We start from the raw sequence: 22,566 nt of genomic DNA on the forward strand, positions 1-22,566 counted from the left end.
GGCGGAGTCGATCGGGGGTCCGTCGTTGGCCACGTCGAGGACCGCCTCACCGGAGGCCCGGTCCGCGGTGAGCCGGACGGTGACCCGGTGCCGGGACCCGGTAAGGAGGCCGGCGCCGGGCCAGCGGTGGGGCCGCTGCCGTCGGGGGCTGCGGCGAGCCGCGCCCGGTGACGGTATTCGCGAGGGGAGATCCCGTACGCGGCCTTGAACGCGCGGCTGAACTCGGACGCGCGCGGAATGCCGCAGGCCGCGGCAACGATCTGGACCGGGACGCTGCGCAGCGCGGGGTCGGCCAGGTCGCGGTGGGCCTTGTGCAGGCGCTGTCGGCGGATCGAAGCGGCGAGAGTCTCACCATCGGAGTGCCGGGTGAACAGGTGATGGAGATGGCTGAGGGAGATGTGGTGCGCGGCGGCGACCGTCGCCGGGGTCAGATCGGGGTCATGGAGGTTATGCCGGATGAAGTCCCGAACGCTCTCCAACACGGCCCGCCACCGGGCTTCCTGCGGCAGGACGGAGACGGCGTCGAGCTCCCGGGCGACCCAGGCCCCCACCAGGTCGACCACCACCGTCCCGAGCCGCGCCGCCTCCGCAGGTCGCAGCGTGTGGGCCTGACGCTCCAGCCCGAGCAGGAAATCCACCAGCAACGCACCCGAACCCTCACGACCGGAGAGCCTCCGGCCCAGCAGATCACGCACAAGACGGGGCACCGGCAACAACGACTGAGGAATGTCGATACCGATGGCGGTGACTTCCGGACCTGCTCCACCGGCAGTCCGGTTCCCGAGCATCCGCACCACGTGCGGGGTGGAACTGTCGATGAGGGCGAGGTCCCCGACACGGAACGATTCCGCCTGGTCCCGTCCGCGCCTGAGCCCGTGGCTCCCCGACGTGATCAGGGTCAGGTGGTACAGCTCCTGATCCGAACGCCGAATCATCTTCTCGGTACGCCGGAACTGCGCTGACGGGAACGACGACCCCATCAGCACCACTGGCCCCAGCTCCGACCGCCGCAAGACCGCCTCGAAGTTGTCCGCGTGAGCACTGGTCGTCTCGCACTCCCTCGACTTCGCCAGCACGTCCCGCCAGTACTCAAAACGGTCCTTCGCTGACAAACCCTTTTCCCACGGATTCCCCCGGACCTCCACCGACAGCTCCACCCTCCCCGAAAACCACCCCCGCCGTCCCGGCAGGGCTTGCCCCGACAACATCATCGACCACCCGCCCGCCAAGTACACATCCAATAGAGGCTTCCCGGAACCGGTCCCCACGCCTCATGCGATGCGGGAAGCCACCGCACACGAGGATTCACACCTGCGGACGGACACCGGAACCGTCCGAAGTCTGCGGCAGCGGGTCTACCAGCGGGTGCGGTGCTCCCCGAGTGCCCGGCGCAGCAGGGCGAGGGCGGCATCCGCGTCGGGGCAGCGCAGGGGTTCGCCGCTGGCGGCGTTGGCGACGATGCTGCTGTCGATCAGGGCGGTCCAGGTGCCGCGCTGGACGTCGTACTCCTCGATCCAGCCGACGGGTCGGCCGCCTTGCTGGAGTTCCTGGACGCCCGGGTGGCCGGGCCAGGTGAGGTGGACCAGACCGACATCAAGGGCGGCGCGGTCGGGGTCGCCGAGGCCGCGGGTGGAGGGCAGGCTCCAGCCGGTCGGGCGCTTGAGCGCCAGGTGCGGAGTCGGTGACGACCAGCGCGACCGGCGGGTACCCGGCACGGGTGTGGCCGGGCCAGGTACGGCGCCACCAATGCACGGTGCCGTCGGCCGACTCACAGTCGGCCAGCGCGGGGTCGGTGCTCTTCACCTTGGTGCGGAACAGCTCGCGGTAGGCGGTGAACTTCGCGGCGACCCGCTCGGGCGCCATGGTGGAGCGGTCGACCTCGACCATGAGCACCGGCACCCCGATCTCGGGGGCCTGGAGCACCGCGTCCGGGCGGACCTTGCGCCGGCCGCCCGGCAGCAGGAACTCGACCTCGGTCGCCCAGTCGGCCACGGTGCCCACCCCGCCAGGAGCCACTCCCGCCCCAAGGTGAGCCACGACAACCCCTACAGCGAGGCGCACTTCCGCACCACCAAGTACGCCTCGGACTATCCGCAGCGGTTCGATTCCCTGGCCCACGCCCGTGAGTGGTTCGACGCGTTCATCGCTTACTACAACCACCAGCACCGGCACTCCGGGATCGGCCTGCACAGCCCCGCCTCGGTGCACTTCGGCACCGCCGACGAGGTCCGTGACCAGCGCGCGGTCGCCCTCGCCGAGGCCTACCAGCGCCACCCCGAACGCTTCGCGAAACGACCCCGACCACCCCAGATACCCCAACAGGCGTGGATCAACGACCCAGCCCGCCGCCGAGAACCCGCACAACAAGGCTCATAGCAACACAATCGTCTCATTTTACTTGACATCTACCGCGATCAGCACGCTGCTGACCATCCGGCTGACACCACCCCACCCACTCACACCGGTTTCCGTCGGCGCGTACGAGGCGGTCGTGGGAAGGTAGACCGACTTGTGGCCTCGCCAGGATTTCTTGGCGAGGCCACAAGGCTACGGATTCACGTCCGGGTCATCCGCGGCATACTGGTTTTTCCAGGCAATACAGGCGGGACGCTGACCCCCGGAAATCAGAAACTCCTTTACGGCCTGGCGGGCGAGATCGATGGGGATTTCGACCTGGTCTCGAAACTGAGTCCAGTGGCCGGCGAGGTAGTACTCAGGAGCATTCCGGGAATCCAGAGGTCCAGCCGATACATAGTTTCCGCTATGGTCGATGAAGAGCACCACCCCGACCTGATGTTCCTTGTCCACTCCGATCTGGAACTCATGATCCGGAATTCCAGGCATGAATTCCTTCCTCCCCAGGTGGATGATCTGGGCCAGGTTTTCGCTTGCCGGTCCACCCAAGAGTTCGTCGATCAGAGCGTCGACTTCCTCAACGGAATGGATATAGTCAGGACTTTTTATCCGGCCCCGCCTGTACCTAATCTCCGCAACCGCCGCCACGTCCACCGCACCCCTTCACTATGTGGGTTCCATACAGCAGGCAGGTCCACCCGCTTCCGTCCTCTTTCGGAAAATAGACGGTGAGGCCCTTCTCTTTTCCATCTTTACCGAGAAGATAATTCAGAGACTGATCGCATCCGCGTGGCTGGCCACACGGCCCGCCCGGCATATTGATCACCAGCTCGGCATTCTTGATTTCCTCGAGATGCATCCGGGCCACAAACTTAACCTCGAGATCGGAGGCGCGTCCACTTGCGGAGCCCCAGCCCTCCTTGGTTGCAGCCTTCACCCACGCGACCAGCTCGGCCTCAACGAGCGCGGGGTCGCCGTTCTCGACCTGTAGTCACCTCGATCCGCGCATCAACGGCCGGCCGCCCATGTGGTGTGGGCCGACAGGTACTGGGCGAATTTGCCGGGTGAGGATCGTGTCGCCGTCCGTTCCGAGCTCCAGCGCATCGACGGCCCGGCGTCGTCGGGGTGGCGTAGTCGGCGGATCGGCTCACGTGCCGGGCTCTGGCCGGTTCCAAACGGCAGGAAGCGCCGGCCACCATGACGGTGGCCGGCGCTTCGCTCGTTCCGTTCAGCGGGCAGCGGGCCGGGGCGGCTCGCTGCCCGCTGTGCTGCACGGGGCGGCGGTCGTCATCCGGCGCAGCAGGTAAAGGAGGAGGTCGGCGGTGCCGGGCGGGGTGGGGGTCTGGGGGTGGCCGGTGGTGGGGTCGATGTCGGCCCGCCACAGGGCGGCGAGCGTCCGCAGGCGGTGCACGCGCTCGTGCCCGGACGGCAGGAGGGGTCCGGTGTTCAACTCGAGGTGGCACAGGGCGTACAGGGGTTTGAGATCGCTATCCGTCCAGAGCAGGACGGTGTGCTCGGCGAGGAGGGCAGTCAGGTCGGCCAGGCCCGGGGCGGCGTCCACGGCGTCGGCGGGCGCGCCGAGGGTGCGGGGGCCGGTCAGGCGCAGCGTGCGGTCGTAGAGGGGCAGGGTGCTGCGGGGGTGGAGGCCCCCTCGACCACCTCGCCGAACAACACCACCGACCGATCCGGCCCGCACCCAGACGGCGCTGACACCAGACATCGCCCGGCCGCCCACCACCACCTCGCAAAACGCCGCCGGACGCCGGCGCGGTGTGCTGCCCTGGCGTCACCACCGACTGAATAACCCTCCGCAACAATGGCGTCATTGTCAGTGATCGATGCGACCATCCGTCACATGTCATCCTGCCGCACCTTCCTCACCCTCACAGACGACGACTTCACGCGCCTCGCCCGCCTGCCCGGCGGAGAACTCGTCGACGAAGACCACTACATGTGCGATCTGTTCGCAGGCCACCCCGGCCCCCACATCGGCCTCGCCGACCACTGCGCACTCGACGAAGAACCGCCCTTCACCTCCGTCTGGCTCAGCTGGGATCCCACCGGCTACCAACTGATCCCGGGCACCTCGTGCGCCAACTGCGCACTACCCGCCTCACATCCCGACGGCAGCGGCTGCTCCGCCCCCCGCTACCCGCACTGCGGTGTCGCCACCGCGATCACGGCCGCCGAAGCCGAACGCCTCGACAACCTCCCGAACGCCGTCCACGAGACGGAAACGGAGCAGCGGTGCCGGCTCGAGGCCGGCCACCCCGGCCCGCACTTCACGCTCTTGCAGAGCCAGGAACAAGAAGGCGTGCTGGAGGCCGACTGGTGGCTGATCTGGCCTGGCGCCCAGGAGCCTTACGAGATCACCGTGCTCGAACCGTGCCCGTACGTCGGTGAAGAAGAGGACCTCTGCCTGCATCCTCTGGGCCACCAGGGAAGCCACGACGCTGGCCCGTTCTACCACGCGGGCATCCTGGCAACCCGCTGACCACAACACCAACCAGACCCGGTGAGGAAACGGCGGCGTAGTCACAGATCGGCTCGTATGTCGAACCCTGCCTCGTGCTAGGTACGGAAAAGCGCCGGCCGCCATGACGGTGGACCGGCGCTTCGGCTTGCTTGCGGTTCAGCGAGTGGTGGGCCGTGGAGGCTCGCCGAGGTGCTGCACCTGTTCGGCGGTGGCAACCTGGCGCAGCAGGTAGAGGAGACGGTCGGCGGTGCCGGGTGGGGTGGGGATGCGGTGGTGGCCGGTGGCGGGGTCGGCGGGGCGGTGGGTGTAGGTGGCGGCGAGGACGGCCAGGTGCTCGTCGCCGTGGAGGCGGGCGGCCTGCTCGCGGACGGTGGCCGCCTGGTCGGAGGCCTGCTTCTGTGCTTGGCGCAGGTGGTGGATGTGGGCGCAGGTGCGGCACAGCAGCCAGCCGTCGACCTTGGCGCACGGGATCTCGGGGCGGGCGCCGCACTGCTCGCAGGTGCGGGCGCCGGTGGTGCGGCGGGCGGCGGCCGCGGCGAGTTGGGCGGCAGTGGCCGATGTCGGCACCGACTCGCGCACGTCGAACAGGGCGAAGGTGTCCTTGCGGCCGGAAGGGCCCTTCGCGGTGATGTGGGCGCGGACCGGGCCGCCGGGCTGGCGCGGCAGGTCGAGGTCGGCGAGCTGGGTCTTGGTGACCAGGTGGACGGGCAGGGCGCCCCACCAGGTGTAGGACGGGACCGGCTTCACGGCTTCTGGCATGTTGGTGCCTCCCCTTTTCTCGGCTGTGCAGTTCAACGGAGGCCGCCACCAGGTGGTGGCGGGTGGTGGGCGGTCAGCGCCTCCACGGCTCCGGGGCCGGATCGGGCGGCGCGGCGGGGGTGAGCGACTGGTCGGCGCAGCGGGTGATCTGGTGGTTGCGTACACCGCACTCGGGGCCGCGGTCGAAGGCGACGACGTACGGGAACGGGGTCGGGTAGCGGCGGACCCTGATGATGACGCCGAGAGTGCCGGCCGGGACGTCCGCGCGGACGCGGGCGTCCTCCTCCCAGTACTCCTCGGCCGCCAGGTCCTCGTCGATCCACGACGCGCGCACCGGCTCCAGCAGCTCGACCCGGTCCCCTTCCTCCAGGCTCACGTGGCTGGTGAGGACCTGGGCCTGGTAGCGGAGCAGCTGCACCAGCGCCCGCTCCCGCTCGACCGGGTCGGCGATGGCGCGGGGGTCCAGCACCAGCACCTGCAGGGAACTGTGTGTGCTGGTGCCAGTAGAGGCCGGGGAACGCTGGGCGCCCGGCCAGGCCGCTGTCGGTACGGGGGTGGACCGCGTGGTGGTCGAGATGGTCGGGGTGGTGATGTCGGTCATCGCGGGTGCTCTCCGGCAAGTCGGGGCCTGGGTGCGGGGTGATGGGAGGTCAGCTGCGGAAGGGCCACGCCTCTGCCATGTCCTCAAGGAGGACGTCGGGCAGGACGCCGTTCCATGCCTGGGCGACGGCCAGAGGCTGGCGGGTGAGCAGTTCGGCGAGGACCAGACCCTCGGGCTGGCGGACCAGGACGTAGCGGGGGCCGGGCCAGCCGTCCGGGTCGCGGTCGTGGGTGGTGCCGTGCCCGAAGTCGCGGTGAAGCTCGCGCAGTTCCCGATTCCGGGCCCGGACGAAGGCGGTCAGGGTGTCGGTGTAGCCGGGGTGGGTGGTGAGAGGAACGAGCACGTCGAGGACGGCGTCGGTCAGCTCGGCGTCGTGCGGCTGCGGGCCAGCCAGGCCGTGGAACAGTCCCAGTGCCGTCTCCAGCACGTCGACCGGCTCGGTCGGGGCCGCCGTGGCGGGCTCCGGTTCGCACGGCGTCGGTCCCGGTGGGACCGCGAGGCCGCCGCTGCGGGCCTGGAGGCGGGCCCGCTCGGCGTACTCGGCCAGGCGGGCGCTCGCCGCCTCGGTGGCCTCCTGCCAGCCCGCATCGTAGTCGGGCGTCCGGCCGTCCGGGCATCGCCAGCCGGTGCTGGTGACGTTGCTCTGAGCCCAGTCCAGGACGTCGAACTCGGCCCGTGCGATGGCCGCCGCGGCGGCCTCGGGGCCGTGGCCGGCGGCCACCAGGAGCTGGGTCAGCAGGGTGTAGCCGGCGCCGCGCATCCGGGTCCTCCTTCGCGAAATCGGGGCGGGGCGGCCAGGCACGCGGGCCGCCCCGATGGCGTGGGTGCTACTGGTCGGCGTGGCAGTCGTGGTCGGCCTCGACGTAGTCGCCGTCGGCGAAGTCGGTCTCCAGGGACCAGCCGCACCTGCCGCACTCGGCGCGGCCTTCCCACGCGATCTCGGGTTCGCCGTGGTCGCAGTCGTGGTCGGCGTCCACGATGGTGCCGTCGTCGAACAGCGCGTCGCCGCCGTCACCGCAGGTGTGGCAGAGGTACTGCGCGTACCAGGACACCTTCGGCTGTTGGGTGGTGGTCATTTGTCTCCTTCCAGGGAGCGAGCCGTCCCGGCCTGGGTGGGCTGGGACGGCGGGCGTCGGCTGGTGCGGGGTCAGCCGGTGACGGTCTCGGCGTGCCGGCTGAGTGCGTCCAGGAGCGCGCTCTGGTGGTCGGTCAGCTTCCCTTCGGTGCGAGCCTTGTCCTGCTTGCGCAGCCAGGTGCCGGGGCGGAACGCGGGGTCGGCTTCGCCGCCGGTGCGGTTGGCGGGGCCATCGAGGGTTCCGCCGGCGGCGAGGTATGCGAGCAGGCGGCGGTACGACCTGTTCCAGTCCGGCTCCAGACGCCACAGCTCGTCAAGCGCGTCGAGCTTGGCCACCTGGTCCTTGGTGAGGTTGTCGGCCTTGCGCTGGCGGCGCATCCAGGCGCCCACCGCGTAGTCGTCCAGCTTGGCGGTGGCGGGGATCGCGAGGTGGCTGTGCTGGTGGTGGAAGGCCTTCGCGTAGGCGTAGCCGCGTTCCCAGGCGTTGGCGTTCTTCGACCAGATCATCCCGAGGGCGTCCAGTTCGCTGACGCGGGCGGCGTCGAGCAGGCCCTGGCCATGGAGGTGGCGCTGGCGGGTGAGCCAGGAGATCAGCTCGGCGTGCTTGGCCTTGTCGGTGGGGTCGAGGTGGCCGTGCTGGAGGTGGAATACGGCGGCGACCGCGTGCATGCGCTGCCATTCGACCGCCCTGGGGTTGAACGCCCGCAGCTTGACGGTCTGGAGGATCCGTGCGGCGTGCTGCTTCGCGTTGATCTTGAGCCACTCGATCGGCGACTCGACCGGGGCCGGCTGCTGCTCTCCCTCGCCCTCCCCGTCCCCGGTAGCCCGGCTCTCGGCCGCCTTGGTGACGGTGGTGTACGCGGTGCCGTGCGAGCGGGAGGCGCGCAGCTCGGTGATCCGGCCGACCACCCGGGCGTCGTGCGCGGCCAGGGCGCGCAGGACCCGCCAGATGGTGCGGAAGGAGCTGGCCTCGATCTCGGCGTCGGCCTCGGCCTTCACGGCCTCGCCGGCGTCGTGGACCTCGGCCGGGTCCGCGGTGGCGGTGTCGTCGCCGATCTCCGGCGTCGGCAGGTAGACCGGGATGATGACCCAGGAGACCTTGCCCTGCTGGTAGGACTGGCGCAGCGCGCGGCCGACGGCCTGGACGATGTCGATGACCGAGCTCTTGGGGTCCGCGAAGCAGATGGCGTCCACGGCGGCGACGTCGATGCCTTCCGTCAGGAGCCGGCTGTTGCACAGGATGCCGCACTCCTCGCCGTCCTCGCCGGTGTGGGCCTTGAAGTCGGCGAACGCGGCCCGGCGGTCCTTGAGGCGGTCGGTGCCGGCTACCGCCTTCGCCCAGATCCGCTCCGGGCGGTCCGCGTCCTCCAGCAGCTGGGAGGCGTCCAGCAGGGTGTTCGCGAACTCCCGGGCCGCGGTCACCCGGGAGTGGAAGGTGATGACCCTTCGGAGGCCGAGGTCGGCGACGGCGCGCAGCACCGCGATCTGGAGGGCCAGGCGTAGCAGTTCTTCGTTGCTGCGCTGGGAGCGGAGGTCTGCGACGGCGGGGAGGTTGAGGAGCTCGCGCAGGTCCTCGTCGGTCACCACCGGCACGAGGACGCGGTAGTCGGCGAGGTAGCCGTGTTCGATGCCCTGGCCGAGGGTCCAGGTGAAGCAGGTCTTGCCGTAGATCTCCTCCGAGTCCATGGAGCAGAGGGCGGGCAGATTCTCCGCGCTGTCCGCGTCGGCGAGGTCGGCCAGGCCGTCCTTCGCGCGCCGGTCGTCCGCGATCCGCGGGGTGGCGGTGAAGTACAGCCGGCGCTTCGCGGGGACCTGGTCGTCGGCGTGGACCGCGGCCCACGCTTTCCCCTCGGCGCCGGCGGTGCGGTGGGCCTCGTCGATGACCACCAGGTCCCACTCCGGGAGGCCATGCAGCCGGTGGGCCTGGACGATGCGCTCCAGGCTGGCGTAGGTGGCGTACACGGTGACCGGCTCGCCCGCCTTCTCGGTGGCGACCAGGTCGGCGATCCGCGGGGCCTGCGTGGTCACCTCGGCGTGGACGCGGCCGCCGGCCTCCGCGCTCTCCAGCGCCTCCTCCCGCGAGCACGCCGCCACCGCCAGGCCCCGGCGGCCGCCCCGCAGCGACCAGGCCTCGGCGGTCTGCTCCAGCAGCTCGATCGTCGGCACCAGCACCAGCACCCGGCCCCGCGCCGCCAGGCGCCGGGCGCAGCCGGCGGCGATGAGGGTCTTGCCGGAGCCGGTCGCCGCGACGACCGTCGCGCGGCCGCCGTCCTTCACCTCGCGCACCGCGGCCGCGACGGCGTCCTTCTGGAACCAGTGCAGCGGCAGCGGGTTCACGACGGTGCCGGACGGCTGCACCGGGAGCGGCGGTACGGCCTGGGCGCGCGGTCCGGCCGGCACGGTCCGCTCGGCGGTGGCGGTGGTGGTCTCCACGGCGGTGCTTCTCCTTCGGATGCTGAGACGGCGGAGCGAGGCGCTCGGTGCTGTGGAAGGGTCAGGGGCGGGCGGCCTCTCCCCGGGGCCAGGTCATGGATGGGGAGAGGCCGACCGGACTCTCTACTGCTGGTCCTCGGGGATCCAGCCGCGGACCTCGAGGTAGGCGATGTCGGCGTCCTCGACGGCGCGGCCGGTCTCCACCAGCCACTCCCTCATCGCCTCGGTGACGTCGCCGTGGTGGTCGGCGACCCGCTGGGACCAATCCGCGGCGTCGAAGCCGCCGGTGCTGGCGGAGCCGTAGGTGCGCTCCTCGGTGCCATCGGAGCGCGGGATGAACCCGCGGCGGATGCCGCCGGAGTCCTTCTCCGAGCCCGCGCTGTAGACGTACTGGTTGGCCTTCATGCGGACGGTGAAGGCGAGGCGGCCGCCGGCCTGGCCGGTCTCGTGCACCACCGGGGCGAGGTGGCTCGCGCCGGACTTGATGGCCTGCTTCCCGGCGCGGCCGGCCATCGACTCGCCGGGCTTGCCGACGGTGTCCTTGCCGCGCACTCGGGCCTTCTGCCCGGTCTTGGTGCGGCGGCGGGTGGTGTTCGCCTCCGCGATGCCGGACAGCGCCTCGGTGTCGCGCTCGCCGCCGCGCACTGCGCGCACGACCTGGCGCAGCGCGCCGACGAACGCCTTGCCCTTGCCCTTGGTGAAGAACTGGGAGACGAGGGAGGCGTCGCGGCCGAGCATCTTGGCGACCTGGCGCTTGGTGTAGCCCTGGTCGAGCAGCTCCTGCGTCAGGCGGGCGGCTTCGTTGGGGTTGTTCGGGTCGGCCGGGCTCACTGGTCAGCTCCCTTCTGGGCGAGTTCGGCGCGGCCCAGGCCGCGCAGCTGGAGGTACTGCTCCTGAGAGGTCGGGTGCTCCACCGGGCCGGTGAGGTGGCCCTTGAGGAGGTAGTCGCCCGGCTCACCGCGGTAGGGCCAGGGCTGGCGCTCGGTCAGGGCGATGCCGTCGGTGCCGAAGTACACGACCGTGCCGGGCTTCGCGTGGAGAGCGCCGGCGTAGCCGATGACCTCCTTGCCCTGGCGGTACTTCATGTCCAGCAGCGCCGCCCGCGCCCCCGACCACACGTAGGCCGCCCACTCCGGGTGCGCGTAAGGGTCGCGGGAGAACCCGGCCTGCCGCTGCCACGTGACGACGTCGTTGTCCTGGCCCAGGATCTCCACCCCGGCCGGGAGCGCCTCGCCGAGCGGGGTGGTGCCGGAGACCAGGCGCGGGCGCTGCGCGAAGCCGCCCAGACCGAACAGCAGCACCGACCGGACGGCGCGGGAGGCGAGGTAGGCCGCCCGCCGCTGGCGCTCGTCGCCGTGAATGCGGGACAGGTTGGTCAGGTCCGCCCAGGCGGCCTTGAGACGCTTGCCCCACTCGTCGAGCGGCTTGCCGTCCTCGAACAGCAGGCCGCCAAGGATCTCGACCTTCCACGGCATCAGGTGGTTGGACAGCGCGAGGTGGACCTCGGCGCCGCCCGCCCAGGTGGTGAAGGTGGTGCCGGGCTCGGACGGGTAGACCCAGGCGCGGTCCCCGGTGACCGGCGCCGGGAGCAGGCCGACGTGCTGCCAGTCCTGCGGGACGGTCACGCGCACGTGCCAGTGCGAGCAGGACATCAGCGCCTTGACCTGCTCCTGCCCGGTCATCGCCGCGAACGCGGCGGCGGTGATCCGGGTCGGGGTTCCGACCGGGGACTTCCACAGGTGCTTGGCGTAGGCGAAGGTGCGGTCGTACTCCACCAGGGCGGGCAGCTGCTCCGGGACGCGGGGCGGCAGGATCAGCTCGGTGCGGCCCTGCCCGCCGGTCGCGTGCAGCAGCCCCCGCAGCTCCTCGGACAGCACCGGGTAGCCGCCCGCCCACTTGCCGGTGGTGGGGATGGTGCGCGACCACAGGTCCCGGCCGGTCTGGCTCGGGGAGCCCATGAGGACCGCGTCGTCCCAGTGGCGGCGCAGCGCCTGCCACAGCAGCGTGAACGCCTGGCGGCAGGTGACGACGTCGGCGCCGTCCGGGTCGAACCACTCCCCCATCGAGCGGATCTCCGTGGTGCCGCCGTCCGGCGCGGCAGCGGGGGCGTAGCGGCCGACGGGCTGGCGCTGGTGGACGAAGTGCCCGGCGAGCTTGTCCCGGCCGGAGCCCACGGCGGTGGTCCACCGCTCGGACGGGGTGTTGAGCCAGGCGGCGACGGCGTCCTTGAGGGTGCTGTAGCGCTCGGCGCCGTCGTGCCAGGGGGCGCCGGCGGTGATGTAGATCCGCTCGGTGCCGGGCGCGGTGGCCAGGACGGCGTCCAGGATCTCGCCCGGGGTGCGGGCGCCGAGGTCGAGTCGCACCACGCGGTCGCGCACCGCCAGGTCGCCGGTCGCCGCGTCCAGGAACACCGTGCTGCGGGCCTGCTGGACGAAATTCGGGCGCTTGGACACCAGCCCGGTGGTCACGGCCTCGAACCGAGCACCGGCCGGGCCCTCAGGGAGGGTGGGCAGCTCACGCGGACCGACAGCGACCGGAGCGACCGAAGCCGCCGGGACGACCGGCGCGGCAACGGTCGGCTCGGCCGGAGGCTGCTCGGCGACGGCCTGGTCCTCGTCTTCGCGCGGCACCTCGACCACCGGGACGGCCGGGGGCTGCTCGAGTACGACGGCGGGACGGGTCAGCGCCGGGGCAACGGCGGACTCGGCGACCGGCGCGGCCTCCGGTACCGGCGCCTGGGCGGGCGTGGCGGCCTGGTCGTCGGCCTTGGCGGCGCGGACGGCGGCCGGGGTCGGGTCCAGCAGCGGAGCGATCCGCACAACATCGCCGACCGACAACCCGGAGGCCTTCGCGATGGCCGGCGCCTGGGCGCCCTCGTACCCCGCGAGCCCGGCCACACGGCGCGCACGCTGGGCGGTGAGCTTGTCCAGCTCCTTCTGCGCGGCCGCGACGGCCTTCTCGGCGGCCGTGATCTCGGTGCGCAGCTCGCGCAGACCGGCGAGCTCGGCGGTGTACGTCTTGCGGTCCATCAGCGGGTCACTCCCCCTCGGTGTCGGGCTGGTCGATAGTGGTCGTGGTGGGGACGTAGGCGATCGGGCCGCCGGAGACCGACTGCAGGCGGGTGCCGAGCAGCAGGCCCGCCAGGCGGGCGTCCTCCGGGTCGGTGGGGGCGGCGGCGTTGGCGGGAGCGGTGAGGTCGGTCAGGTAGCCGGCCAAGCGAGCCTTCGGGAACCGGTATCGGCCCGCGGTGCCGACCGTGCCGTCGGACTCCCACTCGGCCAGGCCGGTCAGCACCGCGACCACGAACCCGGCCACCGTCACCGGCAGCACTCCGCCGGCCGCGACCCGGGCCGGGTCGCACCGCCACCAGCCGGACAGCGCGGCCAGCAGCTGCGCCTGGTCCAGCGCGATGCCGAAGCCGATCCACTGCCGGTCCGGCTCGTCCACCCGGGTCGGGGCGTCCGAGCGCAGCACCGCGACCTCGGGCGTGCCGAGCACGGTCAGGTCAGCGGTGGGCCGGGTCTGGAGCGCCTGGAGTGCGGCCAGCGGGAACACCTGACGGCCGCTCTCGAGCACACCGGGGACCACGCCGGTGGCCATCAGCTTCTTCACTGTCGGGATCGAGCAGCCCAGGGCCGTCCCGGCTTGACCGGTCGTCACGAACACACCCACAACCTCCACGCCTATTCATCTAGCTTGAAACGCTAGGGCGACTCTACGCCTCCACTCCGACACTTTCCACGCCTTTTTAGTAAGTCGTACAAGCATGCCTTGGTCGTTGTCTGACGGAAGCAGCCAGATCCGCCGAACCGGCCTCCCCGCGCTCGCGCTGCCCGTACGGTCACCACGAGCGCGGTCCAACTGGCAGCGCGCACCATGGCGAAAGGGAGAGCGCGTGTACCGTCCCCCACCAACCGGCAGTCAGCAGACAGGGCTGGTAGCGCGGTTCGAGCGGCCGGAGAATCGGATGGTCTCCAAGCCAGTCGTGGCCTTCGACGACGGCGCGGCGATGGTTCTCAGTCAGGAGAATCGCCTGGTCGCGGCTTACCGGCAGCCCGGCTACGCGGGGTTGAAGGCTGTCCCGACGGCGGTCGGTGTCCTGCCGGCGGAACCGGGCTTTCGGGTGCGCCGTTGGAGCACGGGAGACGACGAGTGCTCGGCCTGGACCACCTGGGCCGTGCCCGTCGTCGGCTGGCTGGCCTTCTCCGACGGAGGCACTCTGCCACTGCTCGCGGTCGGTTCCGTTGAGTCTGGAGGCTGGGTCCTCGTACACCAGGACGGGACGGAGTCGGACGGTGGAGAGGTCCTCAACTACCTCATCCCCTGGTGCGGCCAGTGCGCCTCTATGGCCCGGCGCTACACCACCGACGGCGGCCTGTGCCCCACATGCCATGCCGACCACCCGGACCACGGCGGCACAGAGCCGAAGAAGGCCGAGGAAGCTCCGCTGGGCTGATCAAGCGCATCGCTGCCCCGCCGCCAGGTGCTCTGTCCCCGTGTCCGGCGTAGGCAGCGATGCGTTGGCAGGGCGTGATGAAGACCGCCCCCGCCTCCGTACCGGGGCCGCACCGACGCGGCCCCGACGGCCGACTCGCCGCGCCCACGACGGAGACCGTGCCGGGCGGCCGGGCTGTGTACGGGCCCGGCCGCCCGAGGGCTTCACCGTGCGGCGCCCGGCCCGTGGGGGGGTGTTCGTGCCGGGCGGTGTGGAGCAGGCGCAGCCGCACGCCCTGGTCGGGGCGCTCGGCAGGTCCAACGAGCAGCCGCCGATCGGGCAACGGGATCAGCCGGCGGCAGAACGGGCCCGCCTGGCTGCCGTGGATCGGGCGGGTGGTGTGGTCGGTGCGGAGGTCAGGGTCGGCGGTGGCGGCCGGAGCCGGTCGCCACCGCGGTTGTCGGTGGTTCGTCGGTGAGCGCCACCGCCACCCAGGCGTGCCCGTCCCACTCCTGCAGCAGCCGAGGGGCGGTGGGGTCGATGTGCGCGGCGGCCGTGGTGACGACCCGTCGCGCTCCGACCAGGCGCAGGCGCCGGTTGCGGCGCGCGGCCCACTCGCTCAGCGGCTCGTCCTCCACGGCCCGGTCCCCTCTCGTCTCGCTGGGTGGGGGTGCGGTCAGCGTGGCAGGAGCTGGGCGGGGTCGTCCAGCCACAGGCGCTGCCCGTCCGGGGTGACGGTCAGGCCGATCCGGGCAAGGCCCGGCCGGCCCGCTGCGGTCCACCAGGCGTAGGCGGTCTCGAACTCCTCCCACAGCCGCCTGGCCCCGTACTGGCGCACCTGGTGCTCGCGCTCGCCGTCGCGGAACGTCGTCGCCGACCAGGCCGGTTCGGTCAGCGAGTACAGCCACAGGGTGCGGGCGCCGTCGTCGTGCGGCTGGACCGCGTGCGTGACGCCGTCCAGGAGCAGCCCCATCAGGAAGGTGAAGGCGGCATGCCGGCCGTGCTCGGGCGGCATGGTCGTCGTGCTGCCCTCGGCGAGAGTGCCGCCGCCTCCGGGCGGCTCGGGCCAGGTGAGGCGCTGGGAGCGCAGCTTCATGAACTCCACCGGCTCCAGAAAGCGGCCCGACGCGGTCGCGCCGTCGTCGTCCACCTCCAGGCGCAGCAGGGCGTCGAGGTTGCTGTAGTGGGTGCCCCAGGGGGTGAGGATGAGGGCGCCGGGGCGGGCCTGGCGGATCCAGGCGTGGGGGATATCGCGCAGCGCGCAGGTGGCCACGATCCGGTCGTACGGGGCGCCGGGTGCCCAGCCGGCGGCGCCGTCGCCGCAGACCACGGTGGGCCGGTAGCCGGCCTCGTGCAGGACGGTGCGGGCCCGGGCGGTGACGTCGGGGTCGATCTCGACGGTGACCACGTTGGCGTCGCCGAGCCGGTGGGACAGGAGCGCGCTGTTCCACCCCGTGCCGGTGCCGACCTCGAGGACGCGCTGCCCGGCCCGGACGTCCAGGTGCTCCAGCATCGCGGCGACCACCGAGGGCTGGGAGGCCGAGCTGGTCGGCACGCTGCCGGGCTGCTCGCCGTGGTGCCGGCCGTCGTCCCACTGCGTGACGATCGGGATGTCGGCCGCGGCGGCCGCCGCCCAGCCGTCCGGGTCGGCGGTCCTGCTGACGGGGCGGCTGGTGTTGGTGGCCAGGTCGTGCGCCCACATCAGGTCGGGCAGGAACAGGGAGCGGGGAACCGCGGTGAAGGCGGCGTCCCACGTGCGGGCGGGCCGCCCCGGGCAGGGGCGGCCCTCCTTCTGCGCGGTGCTGGTCACTTGCGGTGGCCTCCGTCACCGGGCGGCGTGCTGCCGTCGGGGTTCGGCGGGTCCGAGGGCGGCGTCCACGGGGTGCCCGGGTGCCCGTCCCCCTCGCCGCCACCGCCGCCCGAGCCTCCGCCGCCGTGGCCTCCGTCGTGGTCCATGCCGAGCTCCTTCCGTCGCTGTGATGGTGCCCTCCCGGGACCGGGAGGAGTAGATGGCCTGCGCTACGCCGGGCTGGGAGAGCGGGTGCGCAGATCCGCGTGGACCGTCTTGCCGAACGCCTCCGGTGTGGCGCCCCAGTGGCCGCCGGTGAGGTGGTGGACCAGGGCCAGTCCCCGGCCCGACTCAGCCACGGGGCCCGCGTCGATCAGGCACGGCAGGATGCGGGAGCCGTCGCGGACGCTGATACGCACGCACCGGTCGGTGACGCGGTCCACGGTGATGGTCATGCGGAGCTTGCAGCCGGTCTTCGCGGCGTTGCCGGCCAGCTCGCTGACGATGAGTTCGCCGGCCTCGACCAGGTCGTGCAGCTGCCACGCGCGCAGCGCGGTCCGCACCAGGCGCCGGGCCGCCGCCGCGGACTGCGGCTGATACGGCAGCAGCGCCCTGGCGGAGTCGGCGACCGGGGGAAGCGTCGGGGTCTCGACGGTCGTGGTCACCGGGCACCTCGCATCCGCCAGCACCCGGGTTCGGCCGCAGCCCGAACCGGTGGGCGGGGTATGCGGTGCGCGGCCACGGCGGTTCTCCGCTCTCTCGTCGGCGGTGACGGCTGCGCCCGCCCGACGGGGGGCAGGCGGGCGCAGCGGCCCCAGCTCGCCCGTCGGGTCCGGGTGTCCGGTCCGTCACTGCGGGCGACGGTTCGACGGTAGGGAGTGAGCGAACTCGCCCTCAATGCGTTTGCACGCGTTTGCAGGAATTCAGCCCAGAGAGTCAGCGGCCCGGGCGATCAGGGTCCGCGCCTGCGCGCCGTAGACCGCGAAGCCCTTGAGCCGGTCGAACGCCTGGGCGTAGAGCGCGAGCTCGCTGGGCGTGGTGACGGTCACCTGGGCGGACAGCAGCTCCACCCCGGCCTCGGCGTCGTCGAAGATGTTGAACGTCTCTACCGGCCACATGGTGCGCTGCGCCGTGAACGGGATGACGCCGAGCGAGACGGCCGGCAGCGCCATGGCGTCCCGCAGGTGCTCCAGCTGCTCGGCCATCGTCTCGACGGTCCCGAGGCGGTAGTAGAGGACGGACTCCTCCACCAGGATCGCGAAGCGGTGGTGGCCGGTGCGCACGACGCGGGAGCGGGCCAGGCGCGCCTTGACGGCGTCGGCGACGTCGTTGGGCGTGCGGCGGAAGTCGGCCACCGTGGCGAGCAGCGCGGTGGCGTACGCCTCGGTCTGGAGCACGCCCGGCACGACGCGGGAGGAGTAGGAGCGGAAGTGGCGGGTGCGTTCGTAGAGCGGTGCCGCGGACTCCTGGAGGCGGCGCAGGCCGGTGCGGGTGAGGCGGCGCCACTCGACGTACATGGAGTCCACGGCGCGGTTGGCGGCGATCAGGTCCTCGGCCTGGTCGTCGGCGTCGCAGGCCCGGCACCAGGTGCGGATGTCGGCGTCCGAGGGCGCGGTCTTGGCGTTGATGATGCGGGAGGTCTTGGCGCCGTTCCAGCCGCACCGGGCGGCCAGCTCCTGTCCCGTCAGGTCGGCGTCCTGCATGATCTCGCGCAGCCGTGCGGCGACGGCCAGGCGGGCTTCCTGGGCGCTGGAGGACGGGGAGGCGGGCATGGAGCTGGTCGTCCGGTCCGGGGGTCAGACGGTGTACTGCTCGTGCGGGACGGCGCGCTCCCAGACGGCCTCGAACGCGTCCGCGCAGAGCTTCGCGACGGCGGGGTCCTCACACATCTCCGGCCCGGCGGAGGCCCCGTCGCCGGTGAAGTGGTTGAACCGGACGATCCTGCCGTCGAACAGCCAGAAGTCGTTGCCGGGCAGGGCGATGTCGGAAGCCCGGCGGCGCGGCAGCCAGCGGACCTGTTCGCCGGCCACGAGGTTGACCACGGTTCCGGCGTGCTCGTAGCGGATGTACTCGGTGACCGGCTCGGAGACGATCCGGGCACGGCGCACCACGACACCGCGGGCGACGGCGGCCCGGATCATCGACACCCAGCCGGACCAGCCCTCGCCCTCGGGATCGAGGTCCGGGTGGACGCCGGTCCGCCGGAACTGCTCGAACTCCTCGGCTTCGCCGGCGATGCCGTAGGAGTCGCGCATCTCCAGGTGCACCGCGGAGTGCTCGGCGCCGGCCAGCAGATCAGAGAAGGCCGTCACGTTCGGCATCGTCCAGCGCCTTCCTGATGATCTGCGCCATGCGCAGCGGGATGCGGGTCACGTTTTCGTGGTCGGGGGTGCCAACGGAGTGGCCGGGTACCCACTCGGTCGTTCCGATCTCCGTCAGGAGTTCCTCGCCGGGCTTGAGGCCCTGGAAGACGAGCTCCCTCTTGGCGTCGTCCACCCACACCATCGGGCTCTCGTCCTTGCCGGTGTTGGGGTCCACCCCGGCGAACCGTAGCGTCATGATGCCCTCCCGTACCAAGTCGGTTGCGCGGTTTTGCACGACGTTCCACCCGCAGGTGACGGCACGTCAAGGGCGCGCGGGCGCAGCCAGGCGGCACGAGGGTATGAGTGGGCCCGAGGTACGAATTTCTTACCTCGGGCCGAGAGAAGCGGTCAGGCCGACCGCAGGGCGGCAGCGCATCGCGGACACACCCATTGGCTCAGGTTCTGTGGGTACCACGAGGCACCCGGTCGGGACGCGCTGTACGGCATCTTCTCCATGCCGCCGGTGTCCTTGCCGCAGAACGTCTGGTCGGTCGGGTCGCCTGGGATGGACGGGTCAGCCGGGGCCGCGTGGATGACTCCCATCCGAGGCTCAGGCCGGCCTGGGCCGAAGTCCTCGCTCATCACCCGCCGGGGCTCTTCCAACACGATGATGGCCATACCCCCACCTTCCCGGCCGGCTTTCGGGGCCGCTACTCGGGGGGTGGAGTAAGAATTTCTTACCCCGCCCCGAGTTCCCAGCCGCCGCGACTACCGGGCGGGCGCGGGGACGACCTGCTCCAGAGCCTTCTGCGCGAGCTGGATGAACGGGATGAACTCCCCGTCCGGCAGGAGGTTCGGGAAGACCCGTCCCAGATGCCACGCGACGTTGAGTCCGGGGTCGCTCTCGTACAGCTCCTTGAACGCCCGGCCCAGGCCGCGGTCGAGACAGTCCGAGTAGATGCCGGCCAGGAAGCGGGCCGGCTGCCGGGACTCCTCTTCGGCTTCGATCGCGACGCGGAAGAACGTGGCGAGCATGTCGGCCGGGAGGACTTCGGCCAGTAGGTTGGCCACGCCAGTCGCCGCCTGGTAGTCCGTGGGCAGTTCCTGCCGGAACCGGTCGTGCATGAAGTCGCCGAGCCTGTTGCGGAACTTGATGTAGTCGCTGATGTCGTCCATGGGGCCAGCAAGCCACGGGTCGTCCCCGAGGGTACTGGCGGCTCGCCGAACGGCGCACTAGTCAGACAACCGCGCCCTCGATCCGGTGGTGTGCGGCAGTCAAGCCACGGGCGCATGGCAACATGGCGCCGCAAGGAACCGCGGATTCGGAGGGTGAAGTGCTGGCCGCACACGAGAGGGAGGTGCCTCCGGAGGTCGACCGCGAGGCGCTGGACCGAGTAGTCGTGATCGCCAACGGCAAGGGCGGCGTGGGCAAGACCACGGTCGCCAGCAACATGTCCGGCCTCGCCGCCGCCGACGACGTAAAGACTCTGCTGGTCGACGTCAACGGATAGGGGCACGTCGGGCGGGAGCTGGGCTTCCGGGGCAGCGATCTGGACGACGGCGGAACCGCGCTGCACGAGAGCGTGCTCTGGGGCCGGCCGCTGGCGCCCGTCCGGGACGTCCGGCCGAACCTCGACGTCGTGGTGGGCGGCAAGAAGGTCGGCGACCTGCCGGGCGGCCTCGCGCTGCGCTTCCCGAACAAGCCGATCACGCAGTCCCTGATGCTGGCCGTGGCACTGCAGAGCATCGCCCCGGACTACGACCTGGTCGTCATCGACTCCCCGCCGGAGAACCCGCCGCTGGTGCAGCTGTGCCTGGCGGCCGCCCGCTGGCTGGTCGTGCCGGTGAAGTCCGACTCGGGCAGCATCTCGGACGGCCTGGGCGACATCAGCACGGAGTTCGAGCTCGTCCGCGAGTTCTCCAATCCCAACCTGGCGATGCTCGGTGTCCTGCTGTTCGCGTCCGGGTCCAGTGCCACCGCCATCCAGCGCGAGGTACGCCAAGAGGTCGCCGAGGTTCTCGGGTCCGACCGCTTCATGTTCGAGAGCATGGTCCGGGCCTCCGAAGCGGTAGCCCGTCAGGCCCGCAAGCGCGGCGTACTGCTCCATGAACTCGAGCAGGCCGCCAACGACAACCCCAAGTTCTGGCAGCTACGCGCCGGCACCGCATCGCGGGACCAGGTGGTCAGCCCGACGTCCGCATCGGTCTCCGAGGACATGGCTGCCCTCACCCGGGAGATCTTCTCCCGTATTGCACAGCGCGAGCAGGAAAGCGAGATGGCATGAGCGGCCTGGGGACGTTGAGGACCGGCGACACCGAGAAGAGCCCCGGCGAGCGGTTCGGCACCGCCGACACCGAGCGGCCTGCCGGCACCGGGCGTGCGTCCGGTCTCGGATCAGCGCTGGGCGGACGCCGCAGGAACAACAGCCAGCCGGATGGCACCGACCAGACCCAAGAGTCGGCACCTCAGCCGGGCGCCGTCGCGGTGTGGACCGGCAACGAGACCTCAAGCTTCGCCGGGGGCCGGTTGCTCAGCGCCGCGGATATCGTCGGCACACGGCAGGAGCAGCTGGCGTTCGTCACCGCCCATCTGCGGGAGATCAGTCGGCTCGGTACGGCCGCAGAGGACTACGTCGTCCTCACCAAGAGCGTGCTGCTGGAGGTCGCCAAGGAGCGGGAGCTCCACAAGGAGGCGGGCGTCAGCAAGTTCGCGCGGTGGGCGGCTGACGTCCTCGACGTCGCGGAGCAGTACATCTTCGAGCTGTTGAAGGACGCTCAGCGAATCCGGACCCTCGCGCTGCTCAAGCCTGAACTGCGCGCGCAGCTCACCCAGGCGTCCGCGCGTAAGGTGATCGCCGATGTGATCGCCAAGTCGGACGTCGAGCACGCCGAGGTGGTCATCGAGGAGGGGCAGAAGGTAGCTGCCGAGCAGGGCAAGCAGCGTCCCACTGCCGCGATGCTCAGTGCGGCGGCCCGCGAGTTGTTCAGCAAGCCTGCGATCCCGGCGCAGCCCGCCGACTGCGAAGGTGGCCGGGAGCCGTCGGAGCCGAAGGCCCAGCCGGTGCCACCACAGCTGCTTCCGCTGAGCAAGGCGACTGACGAGATGCGCGAGCGGGCGTACAAGCCGCTGGCACCGGCAGCGGTGAAGGCTGCCGCCGAGGCTGACCCGGTCGCCCTCGCCGGCTACCTGGACAGCCTCGAAGCCGAGATCGGCCGCGTGCAGTCTCGAATCGCTGCCGCCCGCAAGCTGATCCCGGTCGACGCAGAGGTAGTCGAGTAGCTGGCCGAGTGGGGTAAGAAATTCTTACCCCGGAAACGCAGAAGGGCCCGCCTCCTCCGGCGTCGAAGCCGGGGAAGGCGGGCCCTTCACTGTGCTCGGGGTCAGGCCGGGGCGAGAACGCCCGCGCGGTCGAGGCCGATCGCTCGGCTGACGGTGGCAAGGGTGTCGGTCCAGTCTCCGGCGTGGTGGACGGCGCGGTCGTCCACGTACGCGGCCGCGCCGAGCTTGGTGCTGGTGACCAGAATCGGGCCGCCGACGGTGGTCCTTGTTCCGGCACGCCTGTGTCCCGCGAGCAACATGTCTCGCGGGACTAGGCTCTAGGTAGTCTCAGGCGGGTTCGGTCGGTCTGGAGGGGGTTTCGCATGGCACTCGTGTTGAGCGGAAGAAGTGTGGCGGTTGCTGCCGTCATGTTGTGTCCGGCGCTCCTGCTGACCTCGTGCTCGTCATCACCATCCATTCGCACCACCCCAGATCCGATCGCCGACGCGAGGGACGAGGCGATGGCTGCTTACCAGGCGTATTTGGATATAACGGCCAAGGCCTACGCGCAGGGCTCCCTGACCGGAATCGACCCGACGGTGTACGCCCGAGGGTCCGCCCTGACGGTGGTCAAGGTCGGCGTCGGCTACTTCGAGGCGAACAACCTGGTCATGAAGGGCAACCCCGGACATTCATCACTCGAGGTGACGTCTGTGGACTTGGCCTCCATGCCGCCCACGGTCAAGATCCAGGGCTGTTACGACTCAACGAACTACCTGAAGACCGACAAGGTCACCGGCCGAACCCTCGACAGCGACAGGCACCGAGTCGTCGAAGGCGGTGTCGCGCAGCGTGTAGACGGTCACTGGCTGATCAACGAAGCATGGAGCGACCCGAAGCGACCATGCTGAGACCCCGGTCGTCGTGGTTCGATCAGACTCCAGGCCACCGAGCTCGGTGCAGGAGTGCGAGCGTCCGCCAGCGCGGCCCTCTCTGACAGTCTCGGCTGAGACGCCCGGTATGTCGGGTTAGTCTGGATGGCGAGGTAGAGGAGATTCCCCCGGCATGCCCAGTTCCACCA

29 protein-coding genes and 2 pseudogenes are annotated in these 22,566 nt (G+C 71.1%); 7 read left to right on the top strand and 24 right to left on the bottom strand.

Annotated features, from left to right (window positions below):
- From AB0Q99_RS33655 to AB0Q99_RS33665, 3 genes and pseudogenes are all read right to left on the bottom strand, one after another.
- The coding region (locus tag AB0Q99_RS33655; protein ID WP_363577966.1) for a helix-turn-helix domain-containing protein at positions 1-1,157 on the bottom strand (1,157 nt) is incomplete at its 3' end.
- A gap of 198 nt (positions 1,158-1,355) precedes the next feature.
- The gene (locus AB0Q99_RS33660) at positions 1,356-1,715 is read right to left on the bottom strand and encodes a hypothetical protein (protein ID WP_363577968.1); all 360 of its coding nucleotides are present in this window, start codon (positions 1,713-1,715) and stop codon (positions 1,356-1,358) included.
- A 94-nt stretch (positions 1,716-1,809) separates the two neighbouring features.
- A pseudogene (locus tag AB0Q99_RS33665) lies at positions 1,810-2,118 on the bottom strand (replication-relaxation family protein); the annotation flags it as partial.
- Here AB0Q99_RS33665 and AB0Q99_RS33670 point away from each other — a divergent pair.
- Positions 2,011-2,376: pseudogene (locus AB0Q99_RS33670) on the top strand (integrase core domain-containing protein); the annotation flags it as partial. The pseudogenes AB0Q99_RS33665 and AB0Q99_RS33670 sit on opposite strands and share 108 nt — an antisense overlap.
- A gap of 171 nt (positions 2,377-2,547) precedes the next feature.
- Here the strand turns inward: AB0Q99_RS33670 and AB0Q99_RS33675 are convergent.
- The 3 genes from AB0Q99_RS33675 to AB0Q99_RS33685 form a co-directional block, all read right to left on the bottom strand.
- Entirely contained in the window at positions 2,548-3,009 is a 462-nt protein-coding gene (locus AB0Q99_RS33675; RefSeq protein WP_363577970.1) for an Imm1 family immunity protein, read from the bottom strand.
- Positions 2,981-3,292 carry a DddA-like double-stranded DNA deaminase toxin gene (locus AB0Q99_RS33680; RefSeq protein ID WP_363577971.1) on the bottom strand — a complete coding sequence of 104 codons (312 nt, stop codon included), beginning with the start codon at positions 3,290-3,292 and terminating at the stop codon, positions 2,981-2,983. The genes AB0Q99_RS33675 and AB0Q99_RS33680 overlap by 29 nt, the downstream gene beginning before the upstream one ends.
- A gap of 291 nt (positions 3,293-3,583) precedes the next feature.
- Positions 3,584-4,075, bottom strand: coding sequence for a hypothetical protein (locus AB0Q99_RS33685; RefSeq protein WP_363577973.1), 492 nt, complete (start codon positions 4,073-4,075; stop codon positions 3,584-3,586).
- A 105-nt stretch (positions 4,076-4,180) separates the two neighbouring features.
- On the opposite strand from AB0Q99_RS33685, the gene AB0Q99_RS33690 reads away from it, so the two are divergent.
- Positions 4,181-4,849, top strand: a complete 669-nt coding sequence (locus tag AB0Q99_RS33690) for a hypothetical protein (RefSeq protein ID WP_363577975.1) — start codon at positions 4,181-4,183, stop codon at positions 4,847-4,849.
- A gap of 138 nt (positions 4,850-4,987) precedes the next feature.
- Here the strand turns inward: AB0Q99_RS33690 and AB0Q99_RS33695 are convergent, their stop codons facing one another.
- The 8 genes from AB0Q99_RS33695 to AB0Q99_RS33730 all read right to left on the bottom strand — a co-directional run bounded on the left by AB0Q99_RS33695 (position 4,988) and on the right by AB0Q99_RS33730 (position 13,359).
- Entirely contained in the window at positions 4,988-5,590 is a 603-nt protein-coding gene (locus AB0Q99_RS33695; protein ID WP_363577977.1) for a hypothetical protein, read from the bottom strand.
- A gap of 73 nt (positions 5,591-5,663) precedes the next feature.
- Positions 5,664-6,191, bottom strand: coding sequence for a hypothetical protein (locus tag AB0Q99_RS33700; RefSeq protein WP_363577979.1), 528 nt, complete (start codon positions 6,189-6,191; stop codon positions 5,664-5,666).
- 49 nt (positions 6,192-6,240) lie between these two features.
- Complete coding sequence (locus AB0Q99_RS33705) at positions 6,241-6,951, bottom strand: hypothetical protein (RefSeq protein ID WP_363577981.1); 711 nt, start codon at positions 6,949-6,951, stop codon at positions 6,241-6,243.
- Positions 6,952-7,018: 67 nt separating this feature from the next.
- Positions 7,019-7,267, bottom strand: coding sequence for a hypothetical protein (locus AB0Q99_RS33710; protein WP_363577983.1), 249 nt, complete (start codon positions 7,265-7,267; stop codon positions 7,019-7,021).
- Between the two features lie 71 nt (positions 7,268-7,338).
- Positions 7,339-9,699 (bottom strand): Helicase associated domain protein, encoded by a 2,361-nt coding sequence (locus AB0Q99_RS33715; protein ID WP_363577985.1) that lies wholly within the window; start codon positions 9,697-9,699, stop codon positions 7,339-7,341.
- 123 nt (positions 9,700-9,822) lie between these two features.
- Positions 9,823-10,530: a helix-turn-helix domain containing protein gene (locus AB0Q99_RS33720; protein WP_363577987.1), complete on the bottom strand. Its 708-nt coding sequence runs from the start codon at positions 10,528-10,530 to the stop codon at positions 9,823-9,825.
- A complete protein-coding gene (locus AB0Q99_RS33725; RefSeq protein WP_363577988.1) occupies positions 10,527-12,728 on the bottom strand; it encodes a hypothetical protein in 2,202 nt (733 codons plus the stop codon). Before AB0Q99_RS33725 ends, AB0Q99_RS33720 begins: the two co-directional genes overlap by 4 nt.
- A gap of 7 nt (positions 12,729-12,735) precedes the next feature.
- Entirely contained in the window at positions 12,736-13,359 is a 624-nt protein-coding gene (locus AB0Q99_RS33730; protein ID WP_363577990.1) for a DNA-binding protein, read from the bottom strand.
- A 307-nt stretch (positions 13,360-13,666) separates the two neighbouring features.
- On the opposite strand from AB0Q99_RS33730, the gene AB0Q99_RS33735 reads away from it, so the two are divergent.
- The gene (locus AB0Q99_RS33735) at positions 13,667-14,155 is read left to right on the top strand and encodes a hypothetical protein (protein ID WP_363577992.1); all 489 of its coding nucleotides are present in this window, start codon (positions 13,667-13,669) and stop codon (positions 14,153-14,155) included.
- 395 nt (positions 14,156-14,550) lie between these two features.
- Here AB0Q99_RS33735 and AB0Q99_RS33740 read toward each other — a convergent pair whose 3' ends face one another.
- The 9 genes from AB0Q99_RS33740 to AB0Q99_RS33780 form a co-directional block, all read right to left on the bottom strand.
- Complete coding sequence (locus AB0Q99_RS33740) at positions 14,551-14,772, bottom strand: DUF6087 family protein (RefSeq protein WP_363577994.1); 222 nt, start codon at positions 14,770-14,772, stop codon at positions 14,551-14,553.
- 38 nt (positions 14,773-14,810) lie between these two features.
- The gene (locus AB0Q99_RS33745) at positions 14,811-15,944 is read right to left on the bottom strand and encodes a methyltransferase domain-containing protein (RefSeq protein ID WP_363577996.1); all 1,134 of its coding nucleotides are present in this window, start codon (positions 15,942-15,944) and stop codon (positions 14,811-14,813) included.
- On the bottom strand, positions 15,941-16,090 hold the full coding sequence (locus AB0Q99_RS33750; protein WP_167745251.1) for a hypothetical protein: 150 nt from the start codon (positions 16,088-16,090) through the stop codon (positions 15,941-15,943). Before AB0Q99_RS33750 ends, AB0Q99_RS33745 begins: the two co-directional genes overlap by 4 nt.
- Before the next feature lie 63 nt (positions 16,091-16,153).
- Positions 16,154-16,588, bottom strand: coding sequence for an ATP-binding protein (locus AB0Q99_RS33755; protein WP_363577998.1), 435 nt, complete (start codon positions 16,586-16,588; stop codon positions 16,154-16,156).
- Between the two features lie 258 nt (positions 16,589-16,846).
- Positions 16,847-17,695, bottom strand: coding sequence for a helix-turn-helix transcriptional regulator (locus AB0Q99_RS33760; RefSeq protein ID WP_363577999.1), 849 nt, complete (start codon positions 17,693-17,695; stop codon positions 16,847-16,849).
- Positions 17,696-17,719: 24 nt separating this feature from the next.
- On the bottom strand, positions 17,720-18,244 hold the full coding sequence (locus AB0Q99_RS33765) for a DUF6879 family protein (RefSeq protein WP_363578001.1): 525 nt from the start codon (positions 18,242-18,244) through the stop codon (positions 17,720-17,722).
- Positions 18,219-18,482 (bottom strand): hypothetical protein, encoded by a 264-nt coding sequence (locus AB0Q99_RS33770; protein WP_363397185.1) that lies wholly within the window; start codon positions 18,480-18,482, stop codon positions 18,219-18,221. Before AB0Q99_RS33770 ends, AB0Q99_RS33765 begins: the two co-directional genes overlap by 26 nt.
- Before the next feature lie 152 nt (positions 18,483-18,634).
- Entirely contained in the window at positions 18,635-18,904 is a 270-nt protein-coding gene (locus tag AB0Q99_RS33775; protein WP_363578003.1) for a hypothetical protein, read from the bottom strand.
- Between the two features lie 90 nt (positions 18,905-18,994).
- A complete protein-coding gene (locus AB0Q99_RS33780; protein WP_363578005.1) occupies positions 18,995-19,402 on the bottom strand; it encodes a hypothetical protein in 408 nt (135 codons plus the stop codon).
- A 158-nt stretch (positions 19,403-19,560) separates the two neighbouring features.
- Between AB0Q99_RS33780 and AB0Q99_RS33785 the strand changes: the two genes are divergently transcribed.
- From AB0Q99_RS33785 to AB0Q99_RS33795, 3 genes are all read left to right on the top strand, one after another.
- A complete protein-coding gene (locus tag AB0Q99_RS33785) occupies positions 19,561-19,737 on the top strand; it encodes an AAA family ATPase (protein WP_363578007.1) in 177 nt (58 codons plus the stop codon).
- A 129-nt stretch (positions 19,738-19,866) separates the two neighbouring features.
- On the top strand, positions 19,867-20,511 hold the full coding sequence (locus AB0Q99_RS33790) for a ParA family protein (protein ID WP_363578009.1): 645 nt from the start codon (positions 19,867-19,869) through the stop codon (positions 20,509-20,511).
- A complete protein-coding gene (locus AB0Q99_RS33795; RefSeq protein ID WP_363578011.1) occupies positions 20,508-21,506 on the top strand; it encodes a hypothetical protein in 999 nt (332 codons plus the stop codon). The genes AB0Q99_RS33790 and AB0Q99_RS33795 overlap by 4 nt, the downstream gene beginning before the upstream one ends.
- Positions 21,507-21,607: 101 nt before the next feature.
- Here AB0Q99_RS33795 and AB0Q99_RS33800 read toward each other — a convergent pair whose 3' ends face one another.
- Positions 21,608-21,805: a hypothetical protein gene (locus AB0Q99_RS33800; protein WP_363578013.1), complete on the bottom strand. Its 198-nt coding sequence runs from the start codon at positions 21,803-21,805 to the stop codon at positions 21,608-21,610.
- A gap of 63 nt (positions 21,806-21,868) precedes the next feature.
- On the opposite strand from AB0Q99_RS33800, the gene AB0Q99_RS33805 reads away from it, so the two are divergent.
- Positions 21,869-22,396: a hypothetical protein gene (locus AB0Q99_RS33805; protein WP_363578015.1), complete on the top strand. Its 528-nt coding sequence runs from the start codon at positions 21,869-21,871 to the stop codon at positions 22,394-22,396.
- Positions 22,397-22,566 lie beyond the last annotated feature (170 nt).

The organism is Kitasatospora sp. NPDC086791 (genome assembly GCF_040685975.1).
Lineage (GTDB): Bacteria > Actinomycetota > Actinomycetes > Streptomycetales > Streptomycetaceae > Kitasatospora.

Excerpts from the sequence above, each read along its gene's own strand:
- AB0Q99_RS33775 (WP_363578003.1), bottom strand. The coding sequence starts at position 18,904 with ATGGCCATCATCGTGTTGGAAGAGCCCCGGCGGGTGATGAGCGAGGAC.
- AB0Q99_RS33805 (WP_363578015.1), top strand. The coding sequence starts at position 21,869 with ATGGCACTCGTGTTGAGCGGAAGAAGTGTGGCGGTTGCTGCCGTCATG.
- AB0Q99_RS33770 (WP_363397185.1), bottom strand. The coding sequence starts at position 18,482 with ATGACGCTACGGTTCGCCGGGGTGGACCCCAACACCGGCAAGGACGAG.
- AB0Q99_RS33700 (WP_363577979.1), bottom strand. The coding sequence starts at position 6,191 with ATGACCGACATCACCACCCCGACCATCTCGACCACCACGCGGTCCACC.
- AB0Q99_RS33695 (WP_363577977.1), bottom strand. The coding sequence starts at position 5,590 with ATGCCAGAAGCCGTGAAGCCGGTCCCGTCCTACACCTGGTGGGGCGCC.
- AB0Q99_RS33735 (WP_363577992.1), top strand. The coding sequence starts at position 13,667 with ATGGTCTCCAAGCCAGTCGTGGCCTTCGACGACGGCGCGGCGATGGTT.
- AB0Q99_RS33780 (WP_363578005.1), bottom strand. The coding sequence starts at position 19,402 with ATGGACGACATCAGCGACTACATCAAGTTCCGCAACAGGCTCGGCGAC.
- AB0Q99_RS33705 (WP_363577981.1), bottom strand. The coding sequence starts at position 6,951 with ATGCGCGGCGCCGGCTACACCCTGCTGACCCAGCTCCTGGTGGCCGCC.
- AB0Q99_RS33710 (WP_363577983.1), bottom strand. The coding sequence starts at position 7,267 with ATGACCACCACCCAACAGCCGAAGGTGTCCTGGTACGCGCAGTACCTC.
- AB0Q99_RS33760 (WP_363577999.1), bottom strand. The coding sequence starts at position 17,695 with ATGCCCGCCTCCCCGTCCTCCAGCGCCCAGGAAGCCCGCCTGGCCGTC.
- AB0Q99_RS33750 (WP_167745251.1), bottom strand. The coding sequence starts at position 16,090 with ATGGACCACGACGGAGGCCACGGCGGCGGAGGCTCGGGCGGCGGTGGC.
- AB0Q99_RS33725 (WP_363577988.1), bottom strand. The coding sequence starts at position 12,728 with ATGGACCGCAAGACGTACACCGCCGAGCTCGCCGGTCTGCGCGAGCTG.
- AB0Q99_RS33795 (WP_363578011.1), top strand. The coding sequence starts at position 20,508 with ATGAGCGGCCTGGGGACGTTGAGGACCGGCGACACCGAGAAGAGCCCC.
- AB0Q99_RS33765 (WP_363578001.1), bottom strand. The coding sequence starts at position 18,244 with ATGCCGAACGTGACGGCCTTCTCTGATCTGCTGGCCGGCGCCGAGCAC.
- AB0Q99_RS33800 (WP_363578013.1), bottom strand. The coding sequence starts at position 21,805 with ATGTTGCTCGCGGGACACAGGCGTGCCGGAACAAGGACCACCGTCGGC.
- AB0Q99_RS33685 (WP_363577973.1), bottom strand. The coding sequence starts at position 4,075 with ATGTCTGGTGTCAGCGCCGTCTGGGTGCGGGCCGGATCGGTCGGTGGT.